Annotated in this window: 24 protein-coding genes; 13 read left to right on the forward strand and 11 right to left on the reverse strand. The window is 38.9% G+C overall.

What is annotated here, in order from left to right:
* Positions 1-255: 255 nt before the first annotated feature.
* Positions 256-801, forward strand: coding sequence for a TetR/AcrR family transcriptional regulator (locus ODQ17_RS17785; protein ID WP_216070176.1), 546 nt, complete (start codon positions 256-258; stop codon positions 799-801).
* 105 nt (positions 802-906) lie between these two features.
* Here ODQ17_RS17785 and chrA read toward each other — a convergent pair whose 3' ends face one another.
* The 3 genes from chrA to ODQ17_RS17800 form a co-directional block, all read right to left on the reverse strand.
* Positions 907-2,259 carry a chromate efflux transporter gene (gene chrA / locus ODQ17_RS17790; RefSeq protein ID WP_322905331.1) on the reverse strand — a complete coding sequence of 451 codons (1,353 nt, stop codon included), beginning with the start codon at positions 2,257-2,259 and terminating at the stop codon, positions 907-909.
* Positions 2,256-3,182 (reverse strand): chromate resistance protein ChrB domain-containing protein, encoded by a 927-nt coding sequence (locus ODQ17_RS17795; protein ID WP_322905333.1) that lies wholly within the window; start codon positions 3,180-3,182, stop codon positions 2,256-2,258. Before ODQ17_RS17795 ends, chrA begins: the two co-directional genes overlap by 4 nt.
* 102 nt (positions 3,183-3,284) lie before the next feature.
* Positions 3,285-4,172 (reverse strand): LysR family transcriptional regulator, encoded by an 888-nt coding sequence (locus ODQ17_RS17800; protein ID WP_322905335.1) that lies wholly within the window; start codon positions 4,170-4,172, stop codon positions 3,285-3,287.
* A gap of 276 nt (positions 4,173-4,448) precedes the next feature.
* Here ODQ17_RS17800 and ODQ17_RS17805 point away from each other — a divergent pair, with 276 nt between their 5' ends.
* From ODQ17_RS17805 to ODQ17_RS17825, 5 genes are all read left to right on the forward strand, one after another.
* Positions 4,449-4,880 (forward strand): DoxX family protein, encoded by a 432-nt coding sequence (locus ODQ17_RS17805; RefSeq protein WP_322905337.1) that lies wholly within the window; start codon positions 4,449-4,451, stop codon positions 4,878-4,880.
* Positions 4,881-4,911: 31 nt separating this feature from the next.
* Complete coding sequence (locus tag ODQ17_RS17810) at positions 4,912-5,826, forward strand: glyoxalase (protein ID WP_322905339.1); 915 nt, start codon at positions 4,912-4,914, stop codon at positions 5,824-5,826.
* A gap of 109 nt (positions 5,827-5,935) precedes the next feature.
* Entirely contained in the window at positions 5,936-7,396 is a 1,461-nt protein-coding gene (locus ODQ17_RS17815; RefSeq protein WP_322905341.1) for an alginate export family protein, read from the forward strand.
* Between the two features lie 18 nt (positions 7,397-7,414).
* Entirely contained in the window at positions 7,415-8,026 is a 612-nt protein-coding gene (locus ODQ17_RS17820) for a M17 family peptidase N-terminal domain-containing protein (RefSeq protein WP_322905343.1), read from the forward strand.
* A 105-nt stretch (positions 8,027-8,131) separates the two neighbouring features.
* The gene (locus ODQ17_RS17825) at positions 8,132-8,368 is read left to right on the forward strand and encodes a hypothetical protein (protein ID WP_322905345.1); all 237 of its coding nucleotides are present in this window, start codon (positions 8,132-8,134) and stop codon (positions 8,366-8,368) included.
* A gap of 33 nt (positions 8,369-8,401) precedes the next feature.
* On the opposite strand, the gene ODQ17_RS17830 is transcribed toward ODQ17_RS17825, so the two are convergent.
* Both ODQ17_RS17830 and ODQ17_RS17835 read right to left on the reverse strand, forming a co-directional pair.
* Positions 8,402-9,088, reverse strand: a complete 687-nt coding sequence (locus ODQ17_RS17830; protein WP_013197179.1) for a pirin family protein — start codon at positions 9,086-9,088, stop codon at positions 8,402-8,404.
* A gap of 186 nt (positions 9,089-9,274) precedes the next feature.
* On the reverse strand, positions 9,275-10,513 hold the full coding sequence (locus ODQ17_RS17835) for a L,D-transpeptidase family protein (protein ID WP_013197180.1): 1,239 nt from the start codon (positions 10,511-10,513) through the stop codon (positions 9,275-9,277).
* Between the two features lie 302 nt (positions 10,514-10,815).
* On the opposite strand from ODQ17_RS17835, the gene hemE reads away from it, so the two are divergent.
* The 4 genes from hemE to ODQ17_RS17855 all read left to right on the forward strand — a co-directional run bounded on the left by hemE (position 10,816) and on the right by ODQ17_RS17855 (position 15,262).
* The gene (gene hemE, locus ODQ17_RS17840) at positions 10,816-11,889 is read left to right on the forward strand and encodes a uroporphyrinogen decarboxylase (RefSeq protein ID WP_322905348.1); all 1,074 of its coding nucleotides are present in this window, start codon (positions 10,816-10,818) and stop codon (positions 11,887-11,889) included.
* A gap of 5 nt (positions 11,890-11,894) precedes the next feature.
* Complete coding sequence (locus tag ODQ17_RS17845; protein WP_005307226.1) at positions 11,895-12,689, forward strand: DUF817 domain-containing protein; 795 nt, start codon at positions 11,895-11,897, stop codon at positions 12,687-12,689.
* A 148-nt stretch (positions 12,690-12,837) separates the two neighbouring features.
* Positions 12,838-13,308, forward strand: a complete 471-nt coding sequence (locus tag ODQ17_RS17850) for a DUF3015 family protein (RefSeq protein WP_005307224.1) — start codon at positions 12,838-12,840, stop codon at positions 13,306-13,308.
* 70 nt (positions 13,309-13,378) lie between these two features.
* Entirely contained in the window at positions 13,379-15,262 is a 1,884-nt protein-coding gene (locus tag ODQ17_RS17855; protein ID WP_442872427.1) for an Lnb N-terminal periplasmic domain-containing protein, read from the forward strand.
* Between the two features lie 68 nt (positions 15,263-15,330).
* On the opposite strand, the gene blaADC is transcribed toward ODQ17_RS17855, so the two are convergent.
* Both blaADC and folE read right to left on the reverse strand, forming a co-directional pair.
* A complete protein-coding gene (gene blaADC / locus ODQ17_RS17860) occupies positions 15,331-16,482 on the reverse strand; it encodes an ADC family extended-spectrum class C beta-lactamase (protein WP_322905353.1) in 1,152 nt (383 codons plus the stop codon).
* A gap of 148 nt (positions 16,483-16,630) precedes the next feature.
* Positions 16,631-17,179 (reverse strand): GTP cyclohydrolase I FolE, encoded by a 549-nt coding sequence (folE, locus tag ODQ17_RS17865; protein WP_001187844.1) that lies wholly within the window; start codon positions 17,177-17,179, stop codon positions 16,631-16,633.
* A gap of 260 nt (positions 17,180-17,439) precedes the next feature.
* Between folE and xdhA the strand changes: the two genes are divergently transcribed.
* The 3 genes from xdhA to xdhC are packed head-to-tail and all read left to right on the forward strand — an operon-like array spanning position 17,440 to position 22,306.
* Positions 17,440-18,939: a xanthine dehydrogenase small subunit gene (gene xdhA / locus ODQ17_RS17870; RefSeq protein WP_322905355.1), complete on the forward strand. Its 1,500-nt coding sequence runs from the start codon at positions 17,440-17,442 to the stop codon at positions 18,937-18,939.
* 1 nt (position 18,940) lies between these two features.
* Positions 18,941-21,316 carry a xanthine dehydrogenase molybdopterin binding subunit gene (gene xdhB / locus ODQ17_RS17875; RefSeq protein ID WP_322905357.1) on the forward strand — a complete coding sequence of 792 codons (2,376 nt, stop codon included), beginning with the start codon at positions 18,941-18,943 and terminating at the stop codon, positions 21,314-21,316.
* 6 nt (positions 21,317-21,322) lie between these two features.
* Positions 21,323-22,306, forward strand: a complete 984-nt coding sequence (gene xdhC / locus ODQ17_RS17880; RefSeq protein WP_322905359.1) for a xanthine dehydrogenase accessory protein XdhC — start codon at positions 21,323-21,325, stop codon at positions 22,304-22,306.
* A gap of 10 nt (positions 22,307-22,316) precedes the next feature.
* Here xdhC and ODQ17_RS17885 read toward each other — a convergent pair whose 3' ends face one another.
* Genes ODQ17_RS17885 through ODQ17_RS17900 form a run of 4 tightly spaced genes read right to left on the reverse strand, consistent with a single transcriptional unit; the run spans position 22,317 to position 25,481 of the window.
* The gene (locus ODQ17_RS17885; protein ID WP_322905361.1) at positions 22,317-23,012 is read right to left on the reverse strand and encodes a Smr/MutS family protein; all 696 of its coding nucleotides are present in this window, start codon (positions 23,010-23,012) and stop codon (positions 22,317-22,319) included.
* A 9-nt stretch (positions 23,013-23,021) separates the two neighbouring features.
* On the reverse strand, positions 23,022-23,828 hold the full coding sequence (gene trpC / locus ODQ17_RS17890; protein WP_322905363.1) for an indole-3-glycerol phosphate synthase TrpC: 807 nt from the start codon (positions 23,826-23,828) through the stop codon (positions 23,022-23,024).
* A 9-nt stretch (positions 23,829-23,837) separates the two neighbouring features.
* Entirely contained in the window at positions 23,838-24,887 is a 1,050-nt protein-coding gene (gene trpD / locus ODQ17_RS17895; protein ID WP_322905365.1) for an anthranilate phosphoribosyltransferase, read from the reverse strand.
* Positions 24,888-24,896: 9 nt separating this feature from the next.
* Positions 24,897-25,481, reverse strand: a complete 585-nt coding sequence (locus tag ODQ17_RS17900) for an anthranilate synthase component II (protein ID WP_057070224.1) — start codon at positions 25,479-25,481, stop codon at positions 24,897-24,899.
* Positions 25,482-25,519: the final 38 nt, after the last annotated feature.

A 25,519-nucleotide genomic window follows, 5' to 3' on the forward strand; every position in this document is an offset into this window, starting at 1 on the left:
GCACATTCATTATTTCTTGGCAGCCTTTGCCAAAAGCTATAACGACACAACTTAATTCATCTTTAAACAGTTTGAAGGCTCATCGGCTTTTCAGACTTTAAGTCATTACGGCTAAAAACTTAATCAACAATAAAATTTGAGATGTGCCAAGCACAGTCTTTATGGCTTTGCTATGCCTTTTTTTCTCCAAAAAAGGGCAGCGGTTTTTTGTATCTCATTTATATACAAAAAAATTTAATTTATAACGGTAAAAATATGCCAAATTTAGAAACATCTTCAAAAAAATTAAAAGTGCTACATACAGCAGTAGATCTATTTAATATCTATGGATTTCACAATACAGGCGTAGACCTAATTGTCAAAAAATCTAAAGTTCCCAAAGCCACTTTTTATAACTACTTTCACTCAAAAGAACGCCTTGTTGAAACATGCTTAACCCTTCAAAAAAGCCGACTGAAAGAAGAAGTGCTGGCAATTGTCTATTCACACCGTTACCCAAAGACTGTCGATAAAATCAAAGAAATTGTCTGCTTACATGTCGATGTGAATAGCTTTTACCATCTTTTATTTAAAGCCATTTTTGAAATAAAACAGCTTTATCCAAGAGCCTACGGCATGGCAGTTGAATATCGAAAATGGCTGCTTAGAGAACTTTTTGATCTGGTCTTTAGTCTGGAAAGCAGAGCACTCAAACCCGATGCAAATATGGTTCTAAACCTGATAGATGGTTTGATGCTACAGACTTTAAGTTCAAACAGTTTGGATGAAAGAGATATGGTGTTGGAGTGGTTTTTAATATGAAACTGCTCAGATTAAACAAGGCATTCAGATACTTTCACCATGTTCTGAAGCAGCAACATAAAAAAGAGTAAGCCTAATGATTACTCTTTTTATATCACAAAGTTTTTATATTCCAATGTATAAAAATAGACCGAAAATAGCTGCTGCTAAAATGACATACATCACTTTTACTTCAAAGTGGAATAGGGCAATGAATGCAGCAATTGCAATTAAAGCCGCTTCATAATTGAAAGCTTGACCAAATCCATGAGGCCATAAAACATGGTAACTAAAGAACAGTGCCAAATTTAAAATCACGCCAACTACGGCAGCAGTAATTGCAGTTAATGGAGCAGTAAATTTAAGCTCGTTATGCGTTGATTCGATAACAGGCGCACCTGCCAAAATAAATACAAATGAAAATAGAAAGGTAAACCAAGTAACAATAGTCGCGCCGATTGCACCTGCTAAGAATAAGTGTTCTGAACCTAATAAGGCATGGTTAAAGCCACCAAGAAAACCGACAAAAGCAACCACCATAATTAGAGGGCCTGGTGTACTTTCACCCAGTGCTAAACCATCAATCATTTGTGTTGGGCTTAACCATCCATAATAGTTTACAGCACCTTGATAGACATAGGGCAGTACCGCATATGCACCGCCAAAAGTAAGTAAAGCAGCTTTCGTAAAGAACCATGCCATTTGGGTATATGCATGATCCCAACCGAAATAAAGACCAAGCCCCAGCACCGGAATAAACCACAGCAGCGCTGCAATAATCAGAATTTTAGTCAGGTGTGACCATCTGAATTTTGCATGATCGGGTGTTGGTGTGTCGTCATCAATTAAAGCAATACCATAATCTTTTTGGCTATTTTTATGTCCAGCATTGCTAGAAAATAGCTCAGGATACTTCTTACTTGTAAAATAACCCGTAAGTCCAGCTGCCAAAACAATAAGTGGAAATGGTAGATTTAAAACAAAGATGGCAAGGAAAGCGAGAGCAGCAATTAACCACAAAAATTTATTTTTGAGTGATTTACTACCAATTCGATAAGTCGCATGAAAAACAATAGCGACTACTGCGGGTTTAATTCCATAAAACAGGCCAGCAATGACTGGAACATCACCGAATTTAATGTAGATCCATGATAGTCCGATCAAGATAAACAGCGAGGGGAGTACAAATAATACACCAGCAACTATACCTCCAACGGTACGGTGCATAAGCCAACCAATATAGGTCGCTAACTGCTGTGCTTCTGGGCCGGGCAAGAGCATGCAATAGTTAAGCGCATGTAAAAAACGTTTTTCTGAAATCCAGCGCTTTTGTTCAACAAGCTCTTGATGCATAACTGCGATTTGTCCTGCTGGCCCGCCAAAGCTGATAAATCCTAATTTGAGCCAAAACAGAAATGCGCGCCAGAAGCTGACAGGTTCAACGGGCGAGTCCAGTGAATTTTCTTTTTCTCGTATCATGAGCATTCTCTTTTTAAGTCGGCATATAAGCCATCAAAGATATAATTGGCCAATTCGAATAATTGGTCGTCGTTGCTGATCTGACTACGTAAACCTTGAATTACTTTTTCTATGCCTATTGCTTCTGGTGGTTCAAAACCGCCTACATCAAGATAGTGCACAATTTCCGCAATCTTTTTTAATGCAGGTGTTTCAAGTTCAAAACTATGCAAGAGAACTTCAAACGTAACGAAGTTATCGATGTGCGTGAAAGCGGCACCATCAAAATCATAACCAAGCGCATGTGCGGGGCACTCAGAAGGAGACTCTAGCCATATAAGCTGAGGGGATTCATCAATAAAATTTTTGATGAGCCAAGCTGACGCTAATCTGTCTATCCATGGATGCTTTCGGGTAGCCCAGACTCGATTTTGATAATCTTTCTTTAGAAGTCTCTTTATCTTTGCTTGAGTAAAAACGGGTTCATTGGTTTCACCAAGTCGAGCAATAGAATGTTCGAGTGAAACCAGTTCATTAAGCGTTTGCCCTTGGATTTCGCTAGGGAAATAATCAATTTCTACAAGAGCATCAAAGCTCTTTCTTAATTTTCGGACTTGTTTAAGTAATTCTTTTTTTTCACTTTCATTTTGATTCTGATTTAAATCAACAAGCTGTTTACGTATAGCTTCATATTCTTCATTACGATTAAAAAGTGAAGCAATTTCAAAGTTTAATGGCGCTTCTGCTTGAAAGATATAAGCTGAACCTTGCTCGGAAATTACATCCTGCGCGATAGCTTCAAACTTTTCAGAATGCGTTATGGGTAATAGATAGACCCCATCACGAATAGTTGCGGCTCCGCTTGCTTTGAGTGAACGCCAGACTCTCATACGAGCGGTTGAGTTCTGAGTAGGGAGTGAAGATATGAGTAATGATATATTCATGTTATATACTCAACATATTTTGTTGAGTATATAACAAAAATATTTAACTAGTGTTAATCGTGATTAGAACTTTTTTTATATACTTATAAGAAAAAAAACGATCTACTGAGAGATAGCTTTGTATGACTGAAAATGCTCTAAGTTTGAAAAATGTTGCCTCAACGACTCTAAGAAAAGTTCAACCTTTTTTGGAATTTTCGAGCCATAGGGGGTGGTTGCATAAAAATGAACCGTTGATGAAAAGATGTCTTCTGAGCAATTAATAATAACGCCATCATCTTCATATTTTTTTGCTAAGAAATCGGGAATAAACAAAATACTCTGGTTCTTTTGGCAAAAATCTAAAAGAATTTCTATATTATTGCAGATCAGTTGAGGGCTTGAGTTAATAATCTTATCTTTTAAATCTGATCTTGAATATAACGATATATTATGTTTTCTTAGTTCTTCTATACTTTCAGGTTTTTCATGTTTATTTAAAAATGTCGTTGTTGCATAGAAGTTTCTTTTATAGCTATTTAGAATAAAAATATTTTCCTCTTTAATATCTTCTTCAATTTTTAAAACAATATCGAATTTATTTTCATTAATGTCTATTGATTTCTCTGAAAATAAAAGGTCAATTTCGATGTTAGGGTATTGAATTAAAAAATTGGAAATAATATCTGAAAAGCATGTCTGAATAAAAGCATCTGGAACGTTGATTTTTAATATACCTTCAGGATATTTTTGATCATAGATGAAGTCAATAGCAGCTAAATCTAGCTCTTTAACAATAACTTTACACCGTTGATAAAACTTTTCCCCTGAGCGGGTGAGGTCCATCTTTCTAGTGTTACGAATAAACAATGATGTACTGAATAAACTTTCTAAATAAAAAATTCTTTTAGAAACTTGATCTCGAGTAATACCTAAGTTTCTGGAGGCATTACTAAAATTTCCACTTTCTACAACACTAATAAAAGTATGAATACAGTCTAGTTTATCCATTAAATTTTGAAAGGCTAAATTGGCGTGTAGCTAAACTATATTATGAATTTTTACTTATCAATCATTGTATCTTTTAAGGATACAGTTTGTATTTAAATAGGTATCTAGTAGTTTACGCTTATTTTTGATTTTATATAGTCTGCTAATTAATTTTTTGGTGGATCATATAAATAATCATTTTAAATATCTAAATTAAAATCATGGTTCTTGCAAATATTAATATTTTTATAACTTTATAGGGTTGTTAAAAAATCGAAATACCAATGAGGTAAATAGATGAGTGACTTAATTAATAATAATCCTGTGTGGATAAAAAAGATCTTATCAATTCATGGATTGCTCCCACTTCTTCGACTTGCATTAGTTTCAGCCTATTTAGTCGGTGGAATTAATAAATTCATCGGATTTCATGCAGCGATTGAGGAGCAGGCAAGTTTTGGTTTACAGCCTGCTTGGCTCTGGGCATCTACAGCGATTTTTATTGAAATTGTGGGTTCGCTCTTGGTGATTTTTAATCGTTTTGTCTGGTTAGGAGCAGGGGCTTTAGGCTGTCTAACCGCAATAGCAATGCTGGTTGCAAACGATTTTTGGAATCACACAGGTCCAGCTTTTTTTAGCACGTTTAATAGTTTCTTTGAACATCTCGGTCTCATTGCTGCTCTAGTGATGGTCACCATTCTTTCTAATCAACAAACAAAGTCACAATAAGTTGTAGCACTTAATTCTTACGGAGTCTTTTATGCGTAAATCATTATCAGCCTTGCTTTTAAGCACCATGCTAGTGGGCACAAATGTTGCCATTGTTCCTCAAGTTTTTGCCAAAACAACAACCAGTGTAAAAAGTGAAGCGCCCGGTGTAGCTCCTCAATACGATACAACGCATGTGTATGTTAACCCCGAAGACTTCGATAAATTTACCGACAGCTTAGTCGCGACTTTTGGTGGAACTAAATCTAAACAGGGTGTTTTTCAGGTGACGCCAACACCAAGCCAGACCATTTCCCAGCTTGTATTGACTCCAGTAGGAACACTGTCTGTATTTGGTTTTAAAACTCCCGTTCCATATCCGTTTGGTTTAGAACGAACAGGTTATTTAGTCAAAGATATGGATGTAGCAGTACAGGCTGCTAAAGCAAATGGCGCAGATGTGATTGTTGATGCATTTCCTGACCCAATCGGGCGTGATGCAGTCATCCAGTGGCCGGGTGGGGTAAATATGCAGCTTTATTGGCACACGACTAAACCTAGCTATAACAAATTAGAGACCGTTCCAGAAAATCGTATTTATGTTTCAAAACAAAGTGCAGACTCTTTCGTTAAAAAGTTTGTCAATTTCTCGCACGGTAAAGTGGTTTCAGATAATCCAAAAGCGGCTGGTGTAGAGATTGGACGTCCAAATGAAACGTATAGACGTATTCGCGTTGAATCTGATTTCGGCAAAATGACTGTGTTAGTCACAGATGGTCATCTTCCATATCCATATGGGCACGATATGACGGGTTATGAAGTCAAAAATTTATCTGAGACTTTAGATAAAGCCACAAAAGCGGGTGTATCTGTATTGGTGAATGCCTATAAATCGGATGGTCGTGAGGCAGCGATGGTGCAGTTTCCAGGTGGTTATATTGCCGAAATTCATGCCGCTACAAAGTAATTTATTCGCTTAATGATTGTGAGAAACCGACACTCATATGGCCTAAGGGCGGTGTGAGTGTAAAAGACGAAGTCTCTGCAATGACCTGTTTATTACCGTGGATAACCATATGGCTCAGCCTATTTCTAATGATAGAAAATATCGCATTAAGACCTCAGAAAATTATCTTAAAATTATAAAAATGAGCGTCTTGCTTACGGGGAGCTTATTTCTTTATGAATTTGCGCATGCAGAAAATGATGCTGCAAATACAAATGCATGCCCAGCTCGCCCAAAAATCTCAACCAATCGTTGGCAAGAAAATTGGGATGTTTTAAAAAACTCGTGTGTACCAAAGAAAATAGGCGATGATTTCAAATATATACCCTTTGGCGATAATAATTATTTGTCATTGGGTGCGAATATTCGCGAGCGTTTTGAAGTCAATAATAATGCGAGATTTGGCAGCGGAAATAATCAAGCCGATCGCTATTTAATTCAAAGATTACAAGTTCATGCAGATGCACGTATTGGCGATCATTTACAATTATTTACTCAGCTTAGTGATGCACGAGCGTTTGATAAAAAGAATATTAGTAGTACTGATCAAAATAGACTCGATGTAGAGCAAGCTTTTATTGCGTGGGTGAGTCCTTTAAATAATGGAACTTTTAAGTTTAGAGTAGGCCGTCAAGAGATGGCTTTTGACTTACAGCGCTTTATTTCAAATCGTGAAGGCCCAAACGTTCGGCAAGCTTTCGATGGAATTTGGTCGGGTTATGAATATGGCGATTGGAGAGTTTTAGGCTATCTCACCAGACCAGTTCAAATTGAAAAAGATTCAACTTTTAACGACCACTCAAAACGTAATTTAAGTTTTAGTGGCTTTCGCGTAGATAAACAAAATGTGTGGGGAGGTGAGTTATCTGGTTATTACTCACGTTATGAACGGGATAATGCATCTTTTACAAGTGTTAAGGGTAATGAAATTCGAGACTTATATGATGCTCGTCATATGGGTAAAAAGAATAATATCGATTGGGATGTTGAAGGCATGTTTCAACATGGAAAGATTGGTGGACAATCTATTCAAGCATGGGGACTCAGTAGTATTACAGGGTACACATTTGCTGACCAAGCTTGGTCGCCGCGTTTAGGCTTCCAGTTTGATATTGCCACAGGTGATAAAAACGCCAACGATAATGAACTCAATACCTTTAACCAGCTCTTTGCAAACGGTTCATACTTTACTTTGGCGGGTTACAGTGGCTACAGTAATATTATTCACATAAAACCATCTCTGACACTTAAGCCATCCGATAAACTTACTTTGTTAAGTGCTTTAGGTTTTCAGTGGCGTGAAACCACCAATGATGCAGTTTATTTCCAAGGCAATAACAGCATGGCAAACACAGCAGGCCAAGGCTCAAGCTGGACAGGGGCATATATTCAACTGAGAGCAGATCAGAAAATAAATGCTAATTTGTCTGTTGCTGCCGAAGGAGTGCACTTTGAGGTTGGAGATACCATTAAGAAAGCAGGTGGTAAAGACGCAAACTATTTAGGCCTTGAGCTTAAATATGCATGGTAAAACGAGAAGAGTAAAAATATGAGCACAGATATAAAGCAAACTAAAATTGGTCACTATCAAAATCTGGACATCGAACTCGTGACTTGGGACTGTGCTTCGGCCGAGGTTGAACTTTCCTGTGCTTGTATTTTTGAACATGAAATGGATAACCGTTCTTTTTCTGGTGGTTTGGCACATTTAGATGAAGCTCTAAACGGAAGACTATATGAAATACGGAAAAATAACTGGTTTAGTGCGAAACTCAATGACTCTCTTTTAATAAATCAAACTCCCTCAACCATACAAGCTTCTAAAGTTTTGCTTATAGGCATGGGAGCGCCAGAAGATTTCACGATAGAGCGAATCGAGACGGCGATAAAAACTGTTGTAAGAACAGCGCATCAATTGGAACTCAAAAGTGTGGCATTTGCACCGAGTCTTTTAGATACAGGTCTGAATCCTCCCACTGGTTTAAATGAACTCATGCTAAGAAGTTTAAAAGAAGAATTAGACCGATATCATCAGCTTTACTTGCAAAATTTAGTCAAAAAATCTGAAATTGAAAGATGGGTTTTTGATGCGGGTTTTCAAAATTATGAGGCGAAGGCTGAGCAATATATCGCGTCTTTTGCCAAAGTTTTTTATAGCTAATATTTTAACTTATCAAAAAACAACTTGTTTCTTCAGCATGACTCATTTAAATAATGAAATAGGAACACAACACATAGCTCTGTTGCTTTAGTAGGAGGTCGTTATTTGAAGTTATTTATAATTATATTTATTGCAATTTTTTCTAGTATTGGACTGATCTGCTTAATTGCTCTACTTAAAAATCTAAAAAACAATTCGTCATCTGGCGAACACGATCATTCATCTTCTTCAACACATCATTTTCACGATAATAGTTCTAGTAATCATAGCTCAAGCTATTCAAATGATTGTTCATCATCTTCAGATTCAGGTAGCTGTGATAGCGGCGGCGGCGGAGATTAAAAAAGCCCTTTTATGCAAAGGGCTTTTAATGATTTAAGGTAAATCGAACCAGATAAATTGACTATCTTCAGTTGCCTGAATCGTCGCTTTACCTTCAAACACGAAAGCATCGCCAGCTTTGACTTCTTGATCGCCAATACGGATCACGCCTGAAATCACGTGAACATAGTTCACTTTTTTAACTGGCTCAACGTTTAACTCATGTCCTTTTTCCAATACAGCTGACTTTATCTCTGTATTTTGGCGAATATGCATCGGTGCATTTGCATCAGGCCCTGCAATTAAATGCCATTTGTTTGGATCATTACGTGGGTCAAGGCTAATTTGCTGGTAGTTTGGCTCAGCTTCTTTTACGTCTGGAATAATCCAGATCTGTAATAAATGTACAGGCGTATCAGTGTTGTTGATTTCACTATGAGCCACACCTGTACCAGCGCTCATGAGTTGCCATTCACCAGCCTTAATTTGGCCTTCATTTCCCATCGTATCACGGTGTGAAATTGCACCATCTAGCACACAGGTTAAGATTTCCATATTGTCATGCGAGTGTGTACCAAAACCATTATGTGCATCAATTCTGTCATCATTAATCACACGTAATGCACTAACACCCATATATTTAGGATCGTACCAGCTACCAAATGAAAAGCTGTGATAAGACTCTAACCAACCCGCTTTTACATGTCCTCGATCTTCACCACGATGTAGATAAGTATTCATGATTTAATCTCCCAAATTTTTTATTTATCTCTTGAGAAATATATTAATGTTCTATGGAGCCTAGAAAAATAGGCTAACTGCAACATGTCGTTGCATAATTGATATGGTTGTAAAGTTTTTTATTGATCAATTTTTTAGAATAAAAAAAACCTGCCATGAAGGCAGGTCTTTTAAAGAATATATAGATTACTCAAGGAATTTAACAGTTACGCCAGAACGTACTTTATTTCCTAAATCGTTTGCATCCCAGTTTGTTAAACGGATACAACCGTGTGATGCTGTTTTAGAGATTAAAGATGGATTTGGTGTTCCGTGAATACCGAAAGATTTTTTACTTAAACCAATCCAGATATTACCTACTGGAGCATTCGGGCCAGGCGGTAAAGAAAGAGGTTTTAAGTTTTTACCTTGTACGAAGTTCGAAGGTGAATAGCTGTACCAAGGGTTACGAGCCACACCAACTACCTTGTAAGTACCGGCCGGAGAAGGCGTATCAGTACTGCCAATTGTTGCAGGAAATGAAGCAATCATTTGGTTCCGGCTATTGAAGAGATACAATTGTTTTGCACCTTTATGGGCAATAATCAAATGAATATCTTCTGGTAAATCATTGCGCACGTTTGGAACAATGATTTTTTCACCCGCTTTTTTGAATGTCGCAGTTGGGTTAATTTTCTTTAAGAAAGCTTCATCAATATGAAACTTCTCGCCCAACATTTCAGTTACACGCGTGTAGTACAAACCTTTCATTTTAGCTTGTAATGCGTAGTCAGAAGGAATCGACTCAGCATATGGGCCTTTTAAGTCAGCATCAGAAATTGTGTATTCAATAAATGCTGGCTTGGTTTGTTTAGCAACCAATGCATCCCAAGTTTCTTTGGTCAGGTCACCAGTAGGTGATAAACCATTCATTTGTTGGAATGAAGAAATTGCTTTTAATGTATTTTTACCGCTCATGCCGTCAATTGCACCTGGCGAAGCGTGTGCATTATTGAGCATTACATGTGCACGCGCATAAACAGGAAGTTGGCCTTTACCAATATTTTCAGACCATTCTGCCGAGTTTAAGCTATCTAAAGTCCATGATGCAGCGGTTGTCGCAGGAGCCGTAGACGCAGCGCTGCTTTTAGCAACAGCTGGAGTAGACGCCGCGATGCCTGATTCAGCATTTGGATCTTCAGTTTTCTGTAAATTTTGTAATGTTGTTGACGCTCGATTTAAGTCGTTTTGTTCTTGAGCGGTAATTTGTGTCGAAGCTTGAGCTTTTACAGTTGAAGCTGCATCTACTGCTAAAGGATCAATCGGATCTTCTACAGGAGCTGATACCTTTTTAGGGTTCAGGGGTTGCTCAGTTGTTGAAGCAGCAAAAGCAACATTAGCAATAATACAACTTAAACTCATAGCGAGTAATGAGCGAACAAACATGTAATTCAACCTTAAGAATTTTCATATAAGCAATAGGGGATTGATCTAATCTCAAAGTGCATAAAATTACCAATAACTCATTTCTATGAGCCCAAGATTGGTAACTTAGTGATTAAAAGAATATCCAATGACCCCAATGTAACATGTTGCAAGTATTGCAGAAAACCCCAAGGCTTGCAGTAGACTTTTGTGTAAATATGCATTTTTTAGTAGATTGACGAGTTTTTTGTGTGAAATTGAAATTATAAAAATGTCTCTGTTTTTGATATGATGCTGCCACATAAAGAAGATAGAGATTGGTAATGACGACTTTGAAAAATGATCGTTTCCTCCGTGCTTTGTTACGCGAACCTGTAGATACCACACCAGTATGGATGATGCGTCAAGCAGGGCGTTATTTGCCTGAATATCGCGAAACACGTTCACAAGCAGGTGATTTCCTATCTTTATGTAAAAATACAGATTTTGCTTGTGAAGTGACTTTACAACCTTTGCGTCGTTACGACTTAGATGCAGCAATTTTATTTTCAGATATTTTAACTATTCCAGATGCACTTGGTTTAGGACTTTATTTTGAAACTGGCGAAGGCCCTAAGTTTCAAAAGACCGTACGTACTGAACAAGATGTCGCAAATTTACCAAAGTTAAATGCAAAATCAGATCTTGATTATGTGATGAATGCGGTAAGTACAATTCGTTCTGCTTTGGGTGGTCAAGTTCCACTGATTGGTTTCTCTGGAAGCCCTTGGACGCTTGCAACTTATATGGTTGAAGGTGGTTCAAGTAAAGAATTCCGTTTTACCAAGCAGATGATGTACGCTGAACCAGAAGTTTTGCATGCTTTGCTTGATCATTTAGCAGACTCAGTCATTGACTATTTAAATGCTCAAATTGATGCAGGTGCTCAGGCAATCCAGATCTTTGATAGCTGGGGCGGGGCATTAGCACACCGTGAATATGTCGAATTCTCTTTAAACTACATGAATAAAATCATTGCAGGTTTACAACGTGAGAAAGATGGCCGACGTATTCCTATCATCGTGTTCACGAAAGGTGGCGGCCAATGGTTAGAGCCAATGATCACAACAGGTGCAGATGCTTTAGGTTTAGATTGGACGACACCATTAAATACGGCTCGAACTACTGTGGCTGGACGTGTCGCTTTACAAGGGAATCTTGATCCGGCTGTTTTATACGGTTCAGCTGCTTCAATTGAGAAAGCAGTAAAAGCGATGTTGGACGATGCATACGCAAATGGCGAAAAGACCGGTTACATTGCTAACTTGGGCCATGGGATTACTCAATGGGTAGATCCTGCACAACCAAAAATCTTTGTAGATACAGTGCATGAGTATAGTGCTAAATATCTAGGATAGTTTTTGTGCAATATCTAACTTTACCGTTTCAATTTATCGGCAAGGCTGTTTCGGCAGCCTTGTTTGGTATTTTACTGTTAATTGCTTTTGCTTTAACAGCGCCGATGGGAAGCCATGAATACATGGGGTTCTATCGTTATGATTATTTACTGACCTATGCACTTTTAATCCAGATCTGCTTACTCTATTTAAAATTGGAGTCATGGGAAGAAGCCAAGGTCATCGCTTTATTCCACGTTATGGCGATGGTTATGGAAATATTTCTAACGCATCCTGCGATTGCATCGTGGCAATATCCACAGCCCGCCGTATTTAAAATTTTAACTGTGCCTTTATTTGCAGGTTTTATGTATTCGGCTGTAGGTAGTTTTTTTGCACGTTCAATACGACTGTTTCAAGTGTCTTTTGAAAAACTTCCAAGTTTTGGAGCTATGCTCTTACTGGCATTTTTCTCATATATAAATTTTATGAGTAAATTTTTTGTTCCAGACATTCGCTATATTTTATTCGCGATTAGTATTTTTATTTTTTGGAAAACAAAACTTTATTTCCAGTTAAATGAACATAAATTTAAAATCCCGATGTTACCTGTTTTGTTTACACTCGCGTTTCTGATCTGGATTGCTGAAAATATAAGTACATTTTATAAAATCTGGCTTTATCCAAGTCAGGTCGATGCTTGGCATATGGTCGGTTGGGGCAAGCTAGGGTCGTGGTATTTATTATTACTTTTAAGTTTAGTACTGGTGCTTAAAATACTAGGCAACAGGGATAATCAAGGTAACTGGAATTTAAGATAATTTTTCTTTTGCACTTTTTATCATATTGTTTATTTTTTAATTGCTAAATCACAGCCTTCTCGTTATCTTTAATATCGTGTAATAAGAATTACACATAACAATACAACACATAAGAAACAATCAATAATGATTTTGGAGATTTACATCTATGTTAAAAAAATTAGCTTTAGCTGCTTTATTAGCAGCTGGTTCAAGTGTTGCAATGGCTGACAACGATGTGGGTTGTGGTGCAGGTACACAAATATGGGCTGGTAAAAAAGGAGTAGCGCCTAAAATTCTTGCTGCAACAACAAACGGTATTTTTACTAACCAATTACTAGGGATCACTTTCGGTACTTTAGGCTGCCGTCAAGGTGGAACAGTAACAGCTCAAGTGGTTACATTCACAAATGAAAATGCTGAAGCTTTAGCACGTGATATGGCTGTAGGCCAAGGTGAAAGCCTGAACGTACTTGCTGAGTTAATGCAAATCAAACCTCAAGACAAAGACCGTTTCTTTAAAGTTTCAAAAGCAAACTTTGGTGAAATCTATTCTGCAAATAACCAAAATACCCTTCAAGTTTTAGCATCACTGCAAACTGTAATGGCTAAAGACGACGTTTTAAAAGCTTACGTATAAGTTTGAAACTGAAAACCCTGTCGTCTGGCAGGGTTTTTCTTATATTTAATGATAAAAATTGATGAGCTTAATGAAGTCAGTTGTTTTAGTTTTTGCCTCTTTGGCAGTGAATACTGCATATTCAGCAGATATAAATCCATCTATTCAAAAATATTGGTCAATTGCAGAACAGAAAAACTTAGATCAAGACATCACATGGCAAAGGCTCATGTATGCCAATAAAGACCATAAGAGTGATGTCACTTATTCTGGCTATTTCATGTCGGAAAATGGGAAAAATAATTTAAAAGAAGAACTGAAAGCTGACATCTCGGCATTATTTATGCCTGCTCCAGATAATCAGTCGATTCGTTGTAAATTTCCCGCACGTAGTCAATGGCTCATACAAAAAGTAAGCATTCAAGAAAGTGAATTGCCTCAAGTGAAGTGCTCAGAGTTTGAAAACTGGATTAGGCAAATTAAGCCTCATAAAGCGACATTAATTTATGCAACCGATTTTATGGGCAATCCGAGTTCCATGTTTGGGCATACTTTATTGCGTTTAGACCCCAAAGATCAGCAACAATTAAATTTAGTTTCCTATGCTGTAAATTATGCAGCAACTGTGGCAGGGAACGACAACTGGTCATATGCCTGGAAAGGTTTAACAGGGCAATATCCGGGTGAATATTCACTGATGCCTTATTATCGTAAGGTAAAAGAGTACGGTGATTTCGAAAGCCGTGACTTATGGGAATATGAGCTAAATTTAACACCTGAAGAAACACGGTTTTTAGTAAGCCATATTTGGGAAATGCAACATGTGAGCTTTCCTTATTACTTTGTGAGCGATAACTGCGCTTATCGATTGTTAGGGTTGGTTGATTTAGTAAAACCTGAGTCTCACCTGCAAGAAAAATTCACTCACGCTTCCATCCCGATGGAAACCATTAAATCGATGCAGCAGCAAGGGTTAACCAAAGCTCCTGTATATCGACCAGCTTTAGAAACTCAGCTATTGGCCCAAGCTCATCAGCATGGCGCCTCACTAGCAAAAGTGGCCCATCAAATTGCGATGATGCCCACTCAGCAGTCTTCTCAGATTTTAAAATCATTTAGTGAGCAAGATCAGGCTAAAATTTTAGAGATGGCATATGATGATTTATATCTTCAATTTACGAGCCGTAAAATAGAAGAAAGCGTTGCTCAGCCACAGTTGCGCCAGCTTTTAGCACTTAGAAGCCAGATTGATTTAGACAAACAGCGTCAAGAACCTAAAAGACCAACAAAAGAGCCAACTCAAGGTCACAATGCACGTAATATTTCAGTCAAAGCTGGTGAAGTGCAAGGTGATAAGTTTATCGAAATTGGTCATCGCCAAGCCTATCATGACTTAATAGATCCTCAAGGAGGATACCGTGCGGGAACTCAATTACTCTTTTTAAATGGTAATGCACAGTGGCGAAATGACCATTTAAAGCTAGAACATCTTGATCTGCTAGAAGTAAATTCTTATAACCCGATTCAACCTTTTAAAACGCCGCTGAGTTGGGGATTTAATTTAGGTTGGCGTCAGGAAGCGATTCATGATGGTACTTTTAGTGAAGAAAAACAGCATGGCGTAGCGAATTTTAATGCTCAGGTTGGATATAGCTTTGCCGACTATGAGCGCAAACATGTTTGCTATGGGCAACTACAAACCTACCTACAAGCCGGTTCAAATCTTGATAAAGGGTGGCGCGTGGGAATGGGCCCAACTTTAGGTTGTATGAATCAGTGGTTTGAACACTTCAACTCTGTGGTGCAAATTGAATTGCCCTATTGGGAAGATCAAAACCAATGGAATTTGAGAGTAAATACTCAGTGGCAATATGTGATTAATAGTAATAATACCGTTCGATTAAACTGGGATTATGAACAACAGAATCATCGAGATTGGATGAAATCAAGTCTAGGATATGTTTGGTTCTTTTAAATAGCATTACGAATAAAAAAAGAGAAAATGAACGAAATCATTTCTCCCTTTTTTGTTTTAGCAAAAGATTATTTCTTTATTGCATTCAATACTGCATACGCTGCTTTAATGCGTTCTTCATTCGGAATACGTTTATTGGTTAACATGACTAAACCAATATTTTCTTTTGGAATAAACACGACATAGGTTCCAAAACCGTTGGTTGAACCAGTTTTGTGGAATATCTTAACTGAGGGTTCTTTTGAAATAGCAGTCACTTTATTAGGCTTCATCACGATTTGTTCTGAATTACTATCTAATAAAGTCTGTAAAGGTGCTGGATAAGAGAACTCTTCCCAACCTAATGCTTGATACATGGTACCTACTTGGTAGAAACCTTGATGTGTTTCATTAATTGCGCGTTGAATATCTTTCGGATATTTTTGTGGGTTGAGGTTGGCATTAACGAAACTCAGCATGTCTGGTAGTGTCGATTTAACGCCGTACGCAGGTGCATCTAACGGGCCGGCATTAACCCGAATCGGCTGATTTTCTTGGTTATAGCCATATGCATAATTTTGCATCTGAGTTTTAGGCACATTTACATAGCTATGTTTTAAGCCAAGATCTGGAAAAATGGTTTTTTCCAAGACTTGGTCGAAAGGTTTATTCATAGACAAAGCAACAACTTTTCCAAATAAACCAATGCTTGGATTTGAATATTGTCGATATTCACCGATTGAGTTTTTAGGCTTCCAGTCTTTGAAAAAAGTTAAAACTTGCTGATCTGTTTGGACTTCATCTGGAAACTGTAAGCCAAGGTTGCCACTCGTATAAGTAGCAAGTTGAAGTAAGTTAACTTGGTCAATTGGTGTGTTTTTTAATTCTTTCCAATATTTTCCGGGTGTGTCTTTAAAAGAAATTGTTCCTTTTGTTTTGGCATATCCACCTGCTGTAGCGGTAAATAATTTACTAACTGAACCGAGCTCAAAAATGGTACTACTATTTACGGCTTTTTTATCTTGAACGGATTGTAGGCCGTAATAGGTTTCATACTTTTTATTATTTTGGATGACGCCAACAGCCATCCCGGGCACATCATATTTTTCTAATAACGGTTTAAAGTTTTGATCAACCAGTTTCTTAATTTCTTGCTCTTTTGGTGTATTCCCTGCATAAATTGAGGTATTAAAAATAAAAAGAGGGGATAAAAGTAAGCAAGAAATTTTGTTAAATCGCATGATTAACTCATAAATTATTTAAAATTAAAGATGTGTACTTTTATAACAAAAATCACATAATTTGATTGTTATGTTTTATAGAGTAAGTGCTTTATCTAAATATAAAAAAAGCCCAACTGAGTCGGGCTTTTTTGCAGTAGTTACCAGATTAGTAGCTTTCTGGTACTGCACTTAAGAATTCACGGCGTGCTTCTTTGTCAGTTTTAAAATCTCCGACAAAAGAAACTGTACGAGTTGTAGATTCCTGTTTACCTACACCACGCATCATCATACACATATGTGCTGAATCGATAACGACAGCCACACCACGTGCGCCAGTCACTTCAGCTACAGCTTCAGCGATTTGCTGAGTTAAATTTTCTTGAATTTGCAAACGACGAGCAAACATCTCGGTAATACGCGCAAATTTAGATAAGCCAAGAACTTTGCCTTCTGGTAAATAGGCAACATGAACACGGCCATAGAACGGGAGGAGATGATGTTCGCAAAGCGAATAGAATTCAATATTCTTCACCAATACCATTTCATGGTTATCTGATGGGAAAACCGCATTATTGGTGACTTCTTCTAAAGTTTTACTATAGCCAGAAGTTAAATATGAAAAAGCTTTAGCCGCACGCACAGGCGTATCTTTAAGGCCGGGACGATTAAGGTCTTCACCGACGGCAGTCAGAATGTTTGCGTACGATTGCTGCATTGACATAAGGCGTATAAATTTACTCTATTAGACAAGCTCGGCATTGTATCAGAAACATGCCCTGATGTTCATAACTCGTCGCACTATATTTATCCTGTTCGGCGCGCATTAGATAAATGGTGAATAAATTTCATGTTTTTTATCGTTAATAGTCAATTATTTGAGCATGAAATGTGCAACTAATATGGGTAAGTTATAAATGATCGCCTGATGGCATCATATTTGCAAATATGCCGTACTATAGAGCATAAGGATAAAACATGTCAGAACGTCCAATCACCTTTTTTTTTCGTGGTAGTCAGCAACAAGTAGAAAATGTATTACCCACAATGACAGTCTTACAATTTTTACGAGAATATACTCAATCGGGTAAGACTAGGCAGACTGGTACAAAAGAGGGCTGTGCTGAGGGCGATTGTGGTGCATGTACCGTAGTGATTGGTGAGTTGGTCAATGACAATCTGCAATTGCGCAGTGTGAATGCGTGTATTCAGTTTTTACCGACTTTAGATGGTAAAGCCCTATTTACAGTAGAAGATCTGCATAATTTATTGCCTGCACAAGATGGAACACTTCACCCGGTACAACAGGCAATGGTGGATATGCATGGTTCACAATGTGGTTTTTGTACGCCCGGTTTTATCATGTCCTTATGGTCAATGTACGAAAATGAACAACATTCTCCAAGCAAAGATAAAATCAGTGATTATCTTTCTGGAAATTTATGTCGCTGTACAGGCTATCGCCCTATTTTAGATGCAGCACAAAAAGCTTATGACTATCCACGTGTTGTATTAGAACGCCAAAAAATAATTGATGTATTAAAAGAGATCAAAACATTACCTGCATTACATTTAAATGATCATGGTCAACAATTCTTTGCACCAAAGACTTTGCTGGATTTTGCCGCATTACGTTTGCAGTTACCGCAAGCACGGATTGTTGCAGGTAGTACAGATGTCGGTTTGTGGGTAACAAAGCAGGGCCGTGATTTGGGCGATATGCTTTATATTGGTCAGGTGGAAGAGCTGAAAAAGATTGTAGTCACAGACCATGCTTTAACGATTGGGGCAAATGTCAGTTTGAGTGATGCACTCATCAAAATTTCAGAGTTTTATCCCGATTTTCAAGAATTACAGCGCCGTTTTGCTTCCATGCCGATTAAAAATGCAGGAACCCTAGGTGGAAACATTGCCAATGGTTCGCCTATTGGCGACTCAATGCCGGCATTAATTACGCTAGGTACACAATTGATTTTGCGTGTAGGTGAGCAGACTCGTGAAATCGCCTTGGAAGACTTTTATCTCGATTATCAAAAAACAGCATTACAGCTTGGTGAGTTTGTTGAGGCGATTGTTATTCCGCTTCGCGAAGGACAGACGCGTTTTAAATTTGCTAGCTATAAAATTGCTAAACGTTTTGAGCAAGATATTTCTGCGGTATGTGCGGCCATTTCATGTGAGTTAGATACTTATCATGTCGCTCACAATGTCAGAATTGCTTTTGGTGGTATGGCAGCTATTCCCAAACGTGCAAAATATGCAGAAGCCATATTGGAAGGTCAGCAACTTACAGCAGAATTGATAGCTAAGTCTCAAGAGGCATTGTCGCAAGACTATCAACCTTTAGATGATGGACGTGCTAGCTCGGCATATCGGTTACACGTCGCGAAAAACTGTTTACAGCGTTTTTATGTAGAAAAAGTCCTGTCTAAAACGATTACTCGTGTGAATGACTTGATTGCTATGGTGGAGATCTAACATGAACCAAACCATTGACTTAAGAGTTTCTAAAAAATCCGCTAAAGCAGGCGACTCGATTCCACACGAGAGCGCCCATTTACATGTGACTGGGCAGGCGACCTATATCGATGATTTACCAGAGCTTGAGAATACCCTGCATCTGGCGGTCGGATTTTCAAATTGTGCCAAAGGTAAAATTAGTAAATTTGATTTGGATGCAGTACGTCTGGCTGATGGTGTCCATGCAGTTTTTTCGGCAAAGGATATTGATGTTGAAAATAATTGGGGACCAATTGTAAAAGATGACCCAATTTTTGCCGAAGAGCAGGTTGAGTTTTATGGCCAAGCCTTGTTTGTAGTTGTTGCTGAGAGTTATCAGCAAGCCCGTCAGGCAGTTCGCTTAGCAAAAATTGAGTATGTGACCGAAACTCCGATTTTAACGATTCAAGATGCGATTGAAAAAGAATCGTGGGTGTTACCGCCTGTTGAATTTAGTCATGGTGAAGTTGAACAGGCATTTCAAAACGCAGCCCATCAACTTTCTGGAACCATTGAGCTAGGTGGCCAAGAGCATTTTTATTTAGAAGGTCAGATTTCCTATGCGATTCCTCAAGAAAATCACAGCTTAAAAGTCTATTGCTCAACACAACATCCAACCGAAATGCAGCTGCTGATTTGTCATGCATTAGGCATGAACATGCATCAGGTGAGTGTGGAAAGCCGCCGTATGGGGGGTGGATTTGGCGGTAAAGAGTCGCAGTCGGCGCAGTGGGCATGCATTGCATCTTTGGCAGCACAAAAAACAGGCCGTCCGTGTAAATTACGTTTAGATCGTGATGATGACATGAGTGCTACAGGCAAACGTCATGGTTTTGCTTATGAGTGGTCTGTAGCCTTTGATGACAGTGGTGTTCTGCAAGGCTTAAAGGTACAACTGGCTTCAAACTGCGGTTTTTCGGCTGATCTTTCTGGGCCAGTAAATGAACGAGCAATTTGCCATATTGGCAACGCCTATTATTTAAATGCAGTTGAGCTACGTAACTTACGTTGTAAAACCAACACTGTGTCCAACACGGCATATCGTGGTTTTGGTGGGCCACAAGGTATGTTTGTGATTGAAAATATTATTGATGACATTGCTCGTTATTTAGGTTGTGACCCAGTTGAAATTCGTCAACGTAATTTCTTTGCCGAGCAGCCCGGTGCTGGACGTGACCGTATGCACTATGGGGCAGAAGTCCGTGATAATGTTGCGCCAAAATTAGTAGCCGAATTATTGCAAAGTAGTGATTATGCGAAACGCAAACAGAGCATTCATGCCTTTAATCAGAACAATGACATCATTAAACGTGGTATTGCGTTAACCCCATTAATGTTCGGTATTTCGTTTAATGCCGTACATTACAATCAGGCGGGTGCACTGGTCTATGTATATATGGATGGTACTGTTTCTATCACCCATGGCGGTACAGAAATGGGACAGGGGTTATATACCAAAGTACGGCAGGTTGCTGCACATGAGTTGGGTTTACCAATCGATAGCGTTCGCTTAATTGCAACAGATACTTCTCGGGTGCCAAATACTTCGGCAACTGCAGCATCGAGTGGAGCAGATCTAAACGGTAAAGCTGTTCAAAATGCCTGTATTAAAATTCGTGAGCGTCTGGCAAAACTGGCAGCAGAAATAAGTGACAGTGAAGCTGACCAAGTCCAGTTTGAAGATAGTATGGTTTCAACAGCGAATGGTCATTCATGGACTTTTCCTGATTTGGTTCAACGGGCATATATGGCGCGTGTACAACTATGGGACAGCGGTTTTTATAAAACACCAGAAATTCACTACGATCAGGTCAACCATTTAGGACGTCCATTTTTCTATTATGCTTATGGCGCAGCGGTCAGTGAGGTCGCACTAGATACCTTAACTGGGGAAATGAAAGTATTACGTGCCGATATTTTGCATGATGTTGGACGGTCAATTAACCCTGCAATTGATATTGGGCAAATTGAAGGTGGTTTTGTTCAAGGGATGGGGTGGCTCACCACAGAAGAGTTATATTGGCAGCCACAAGGACCACACGTAGGTCGTTTGTTTACCCATGCACCTTCAACTTACAAAATCCCGACTAGTGTGGATATTCCTCATATTTTTAATGTGAAACTGTTTGATAACCAAAATCAGGCAGACACCATCTACCGCTCCAAAGCGGTAGGTGAACCGCCATTTATGTTGGCATTATCTGTTTTCTCTGCAATTCGTCAGGCGGTACAGGCGGCTATTCCCGAAAAAGCTCCGCTAGTGCTCAATGCTCCAGCAACTGCCGAAGAAATTTTACGTGCAATTGCGATTGGACGGGGACAAGCTTTGGCTGACCGCCCACAGGCTACAATGTAGAAGATTATGCAACATTTACAATGGTGGACTGATTTTGTAGCGTGGCAAGTCGAGGCTCTGCCTATGGTATTGGTCACAGTGGTCCGTGCTGATGGTTCAACTCCACGAGAAGTTGGTGCAACGATGTTATTGCGGTTTAATTTGCAACAGCAATGGCAGCAGTCAGATACGATCGGTGGTGGGCATTTAGAGTTTCAGGCGATTGATATTGCTAAAGCAATGTTAAAAGAATCGGAAACTTGTGTGAGGCGTATTGAGCGCTTTAACCTCAGTGCTCGGTTGGGGCAATGTTGTGGCGGGGTGATGTGGTTATTGTTTGAAAAAATATCACCCGCTGCGATCACATCGAATTTATCTGCGAGTTTGCAAGCATGGCGAGCTGGAAAGCATGTATGGCGTACGGTCTCACATCAATATGCGTCCACTTGGCAGACTATGGATATAGAACAACAACCGAGTTTCGAGTTTCATTCTGGCAGTAGTGAAGAATGGCAATTTGGCCAGCAGATTCAACCTTATACCATGCAAGTGCTGATTTGTGGAGCAGGGCATGTGGGTGAAGCAATTGTCCGTTGTTTATTGCCTATTGGTGTGAGGGTGAAATGGATTGATCCGCGTGATGATATTTTCCCATCAGATTTACTGGAACAGGTGCAATGTTTAACGACTGATACCCTTGAAGCCGAGATCGAGCATTTTGACCGTTCTGGTGCAATTTTAATTTTAACTCATGATCATCAATTAGATTTGCAACTGTGTTTTACAGCCTTGAAACCTGCGACAAAACCATTTGCTTATGTTGGGATGATTGGCTCAAAAAGTAAAAGGGCTATTTTTGAGAAACGTATGCAAATACGTGGTTATACTCAGGAAACATTACAACGCTTGGTTTGCCCGATCGGGATAGAAGGGATTTCATCGAAACAACCTGCAACGATTGCAGTTGCAGTGGTTGCTCAATTATTGCAGGTGTTTGATGTAAAGAAATGATCTTTTGGGATCATTTCTTTTGTTCGAACTTAGGATTTTTTTCTGAACGTTTAAGCAGTACGAGAACGGCACCGGTGCCACCTTGATTTTCTGGAGCACTTACAAATGCCAAAACATCGCGGTGTTGACGTAACCATCCGTTGACATAGGTTTTTAAGACCGCTTCTGGACCTTTACCATGCACAATTTTGATGACATTTTGATTTTCATCTTTTGCCATCTGAATAATTTGTAAAACTGCGTCACGTGCTTGCTCAATGGTACAGCCGTGTAAATCTACAGCCTCAAACCAACGCATCTTGCCTGCTTTTAAATCTTCAAAAACTTTATGTTGAAGCGTCGCAATGCGATAACTTAATGTTGCTTGGCTTGCGACAGGATTTAAAGCAGCTTGAGTATCAGATAACTCGGCATGCTCAGTGTCACGGCCACCTTCGGCAGCTGCACGTTTAGCTAATGTTTGAGCATCAACTTTTTTTGCACGAGGAACTCTTACATCAGCAATATTACTATTATTGATGGGTTTAACACCTGCTACAGCGCTTTGAAACAGATTTGCATTTTCCAATTCTTCAGACTCAGCCTGAGGTTGTTTGGTCTCAGGCTGACTTGCGATTTTGCTTGAATGAGGATTGGAGATTTGCTTTTTAAATTGCTTCAATAACTTTTGTTGCTCTTTAGAAAGCGATGAATCTTTATTACTCATATATCTTCATTAAACCGTTTGAGGTTGTCCAAAAAGGGCAGTAAAAGCTTGATCTGGACGTGGTTGTTTCATAAAACTTTCGCCGACTAAGAAGCTGTGAATATCATGCTCTTGCATCATATGCACATCATCTGGTGTCGCAATACCGCTTTCAGTGATTAATAAACGTGAGGCCGGAAGTAATTTTTTCAATCGAATGGATGTATTTAAATTCACATCAAATGTTTTTAAATTACGGTTATTTACGCCTAATAAACATTGCTCAGAAAGCTTTAAAGCGCGTTCCATTTCTTCTTCGTCATGAACTTCAACTAGTACATCGAGTTGATGTTCAAACGCAGTTTTTGACATTTCTTCGAGCTGCTGGTCAGATAAACACGCAACAATTAATAAAATACAGTCAGCATGCAAAGCACGTGCTTCAACTACATTGTATGGGTCGACCAAGAAGTCTTTACGCAAAGCAGGCAGGGCACAATGATTGCGAGCAATCGCAATATTTTCATCTGCACCCTGAAAGAAATCAACATCGGTCAATACCGATAAACATGCTGCTCCAGCTTGCTCATATTGCTGGGCAATTTCAGCAGGATTAAAATCTGCGCGAATAATTCCTTTTGACGGAGAGGCTTTTTTAATTTCAGCAATTACACCCGGACGTTTATGTTTTAAAGCATTTGCAAAGCCACGCACTGGAGTCGCAGCTTTTGCTAATTCTTCAACATTTTGCAAATTACGTTGTTTTAAACGTTCAGCAAGTTCCTCATGTTTACGGTCAACAATTTTACCTAAAATGGTATTTTGAATATTAATCATGAGAAGTCCTTAATCTGCCTGACATTGTTTTAATGTTTTGGTAAATTCAGCCAAAACACTCATTTTTTCTAAAGCTTGTCCGCCATAAATAATATCTTGCGCGAAGGTAACAGCCTGAGCATAAGTCTTGGTAATGCCTGCTACATAAATACCTGCGCCTGCATTAAGCGCAATCATGTTTGCTGCTTTTTCACCAATATCGGATTTATTTTTACTTAAAGCATCTTTAATCAATTTTAGACTTGCCGTTGCATCAGCAACCACCAAACCACTTAAGGTTTGTGACTCAATTCCGACATCTTCAGGATTAAGTGTCCATTCAGTAATTTCGCCGTCTTTCAGTTCGGCAACAGCAGTAGGAGCCGCAAGGCTAATTTCATCAAGTCCATCTCTTGAATGAACCACCATGACATGCTCAGCGCCAAGTTGCTTCATAACCTCGGCAATCGGACGGCAAAGTTCATCTGAAAATACCCCAATGACAAAACGCTTTACACCAGCCGGATTCGTAAGCGGGCCAAGTAAATTAAAGATACTGCGAACACCAAGCTCTCGACGTGGTCCAACAGCATATTTCATTGCTTTGTGGTGGTTTGGAGCAAATAAAAACCCTACACCCATCTCACGGATGCAGCGTTCAGTTTGTTGCATGTCTAAATCAAGATGAATACCTGCTTGCTCAAGTAGGTCAGATGAACCTGATTTGCTTGAAACGCCACGGTTACCATGTTTGGCAATGGTTGCACCTGCCGCCGCAATTACAAAGCTTGAAGCGGTAGAAACATTAAATAAGTTTTGACCATCGCCACCAGTGCCGACAATATCAACTAAATATTTGATATCACTGACATCAATTTTGATGGCAAATTCACGCATGACACGCGCAGCAGCAGTAATTTCGTCAATACTTTCACCTTTCATGCGAAGGCCCATCATCAAAGCACCAATTTGTGCTTCGGTTGCCTCACCTTGCATGATGCTACGCATAATGTCTTCCATTTGCGGCTGAGTCAGGTGAATATTTTTTGTTATATGGTTAAGTGCTTGTTGAATATTCATAGGGATCACTTATGCATAAATATCTAAAAAGTTTTTAAAGATTTGATGGCCATGTTGACTCAAGATTGATTCAGGATGGAACTGCACGCCTTCAACAGGCAATGTCTTATGTTTAACACCCATGATTTCTTCCATTGAGCCATCTGCTTCATTAGTCCAGCACGTTACTTCAAGGCAATCAGGCAAAGTTTGCTGATCGATCACCAATGAATGATAACGAGTTGCCGAGAATGGGCTAGGAAGATTACTGAAAATACCTTTATTGCTATGGTACATATCAGATAAACGTCCGTGCATCACTGTTTTGGCTCTTACAATGTTTCCGCCAAAAGCTTGCCCAATACTTTGATGTCCTAAACACACGCCAAGCAAAGGAATTTTTCCGGCAAAGTGGTCAATTGCAGGAATTGAAATACCAGCTTCACTTGGGGAGCAAGGACCAGGACCAATAACCAGATATTTAGGTTGCCATCGTTCAATATCCTCTAATGTGACTTGATCATTGCGAACAACTTTTACTTCCTGATCCAACTCGCCAAAATACTGGACGATGTTGTAGGTAAAAGAGTCGTAATTGTCGATCATTAGAAGCATTTTGAGTTAAACCTCTTGATATTTAATGTGTTTTTAAA

Source organism: Acinetobacter sp. IRS14 (genome assembly GCF_034650275.1).
Lineage (GTDB): Bacteria > Pseudomonadota > Gammaproteobacteria > Pseudomonadales > Moraxellaceae > Acinetobacter > Acinetobacter oleivorans.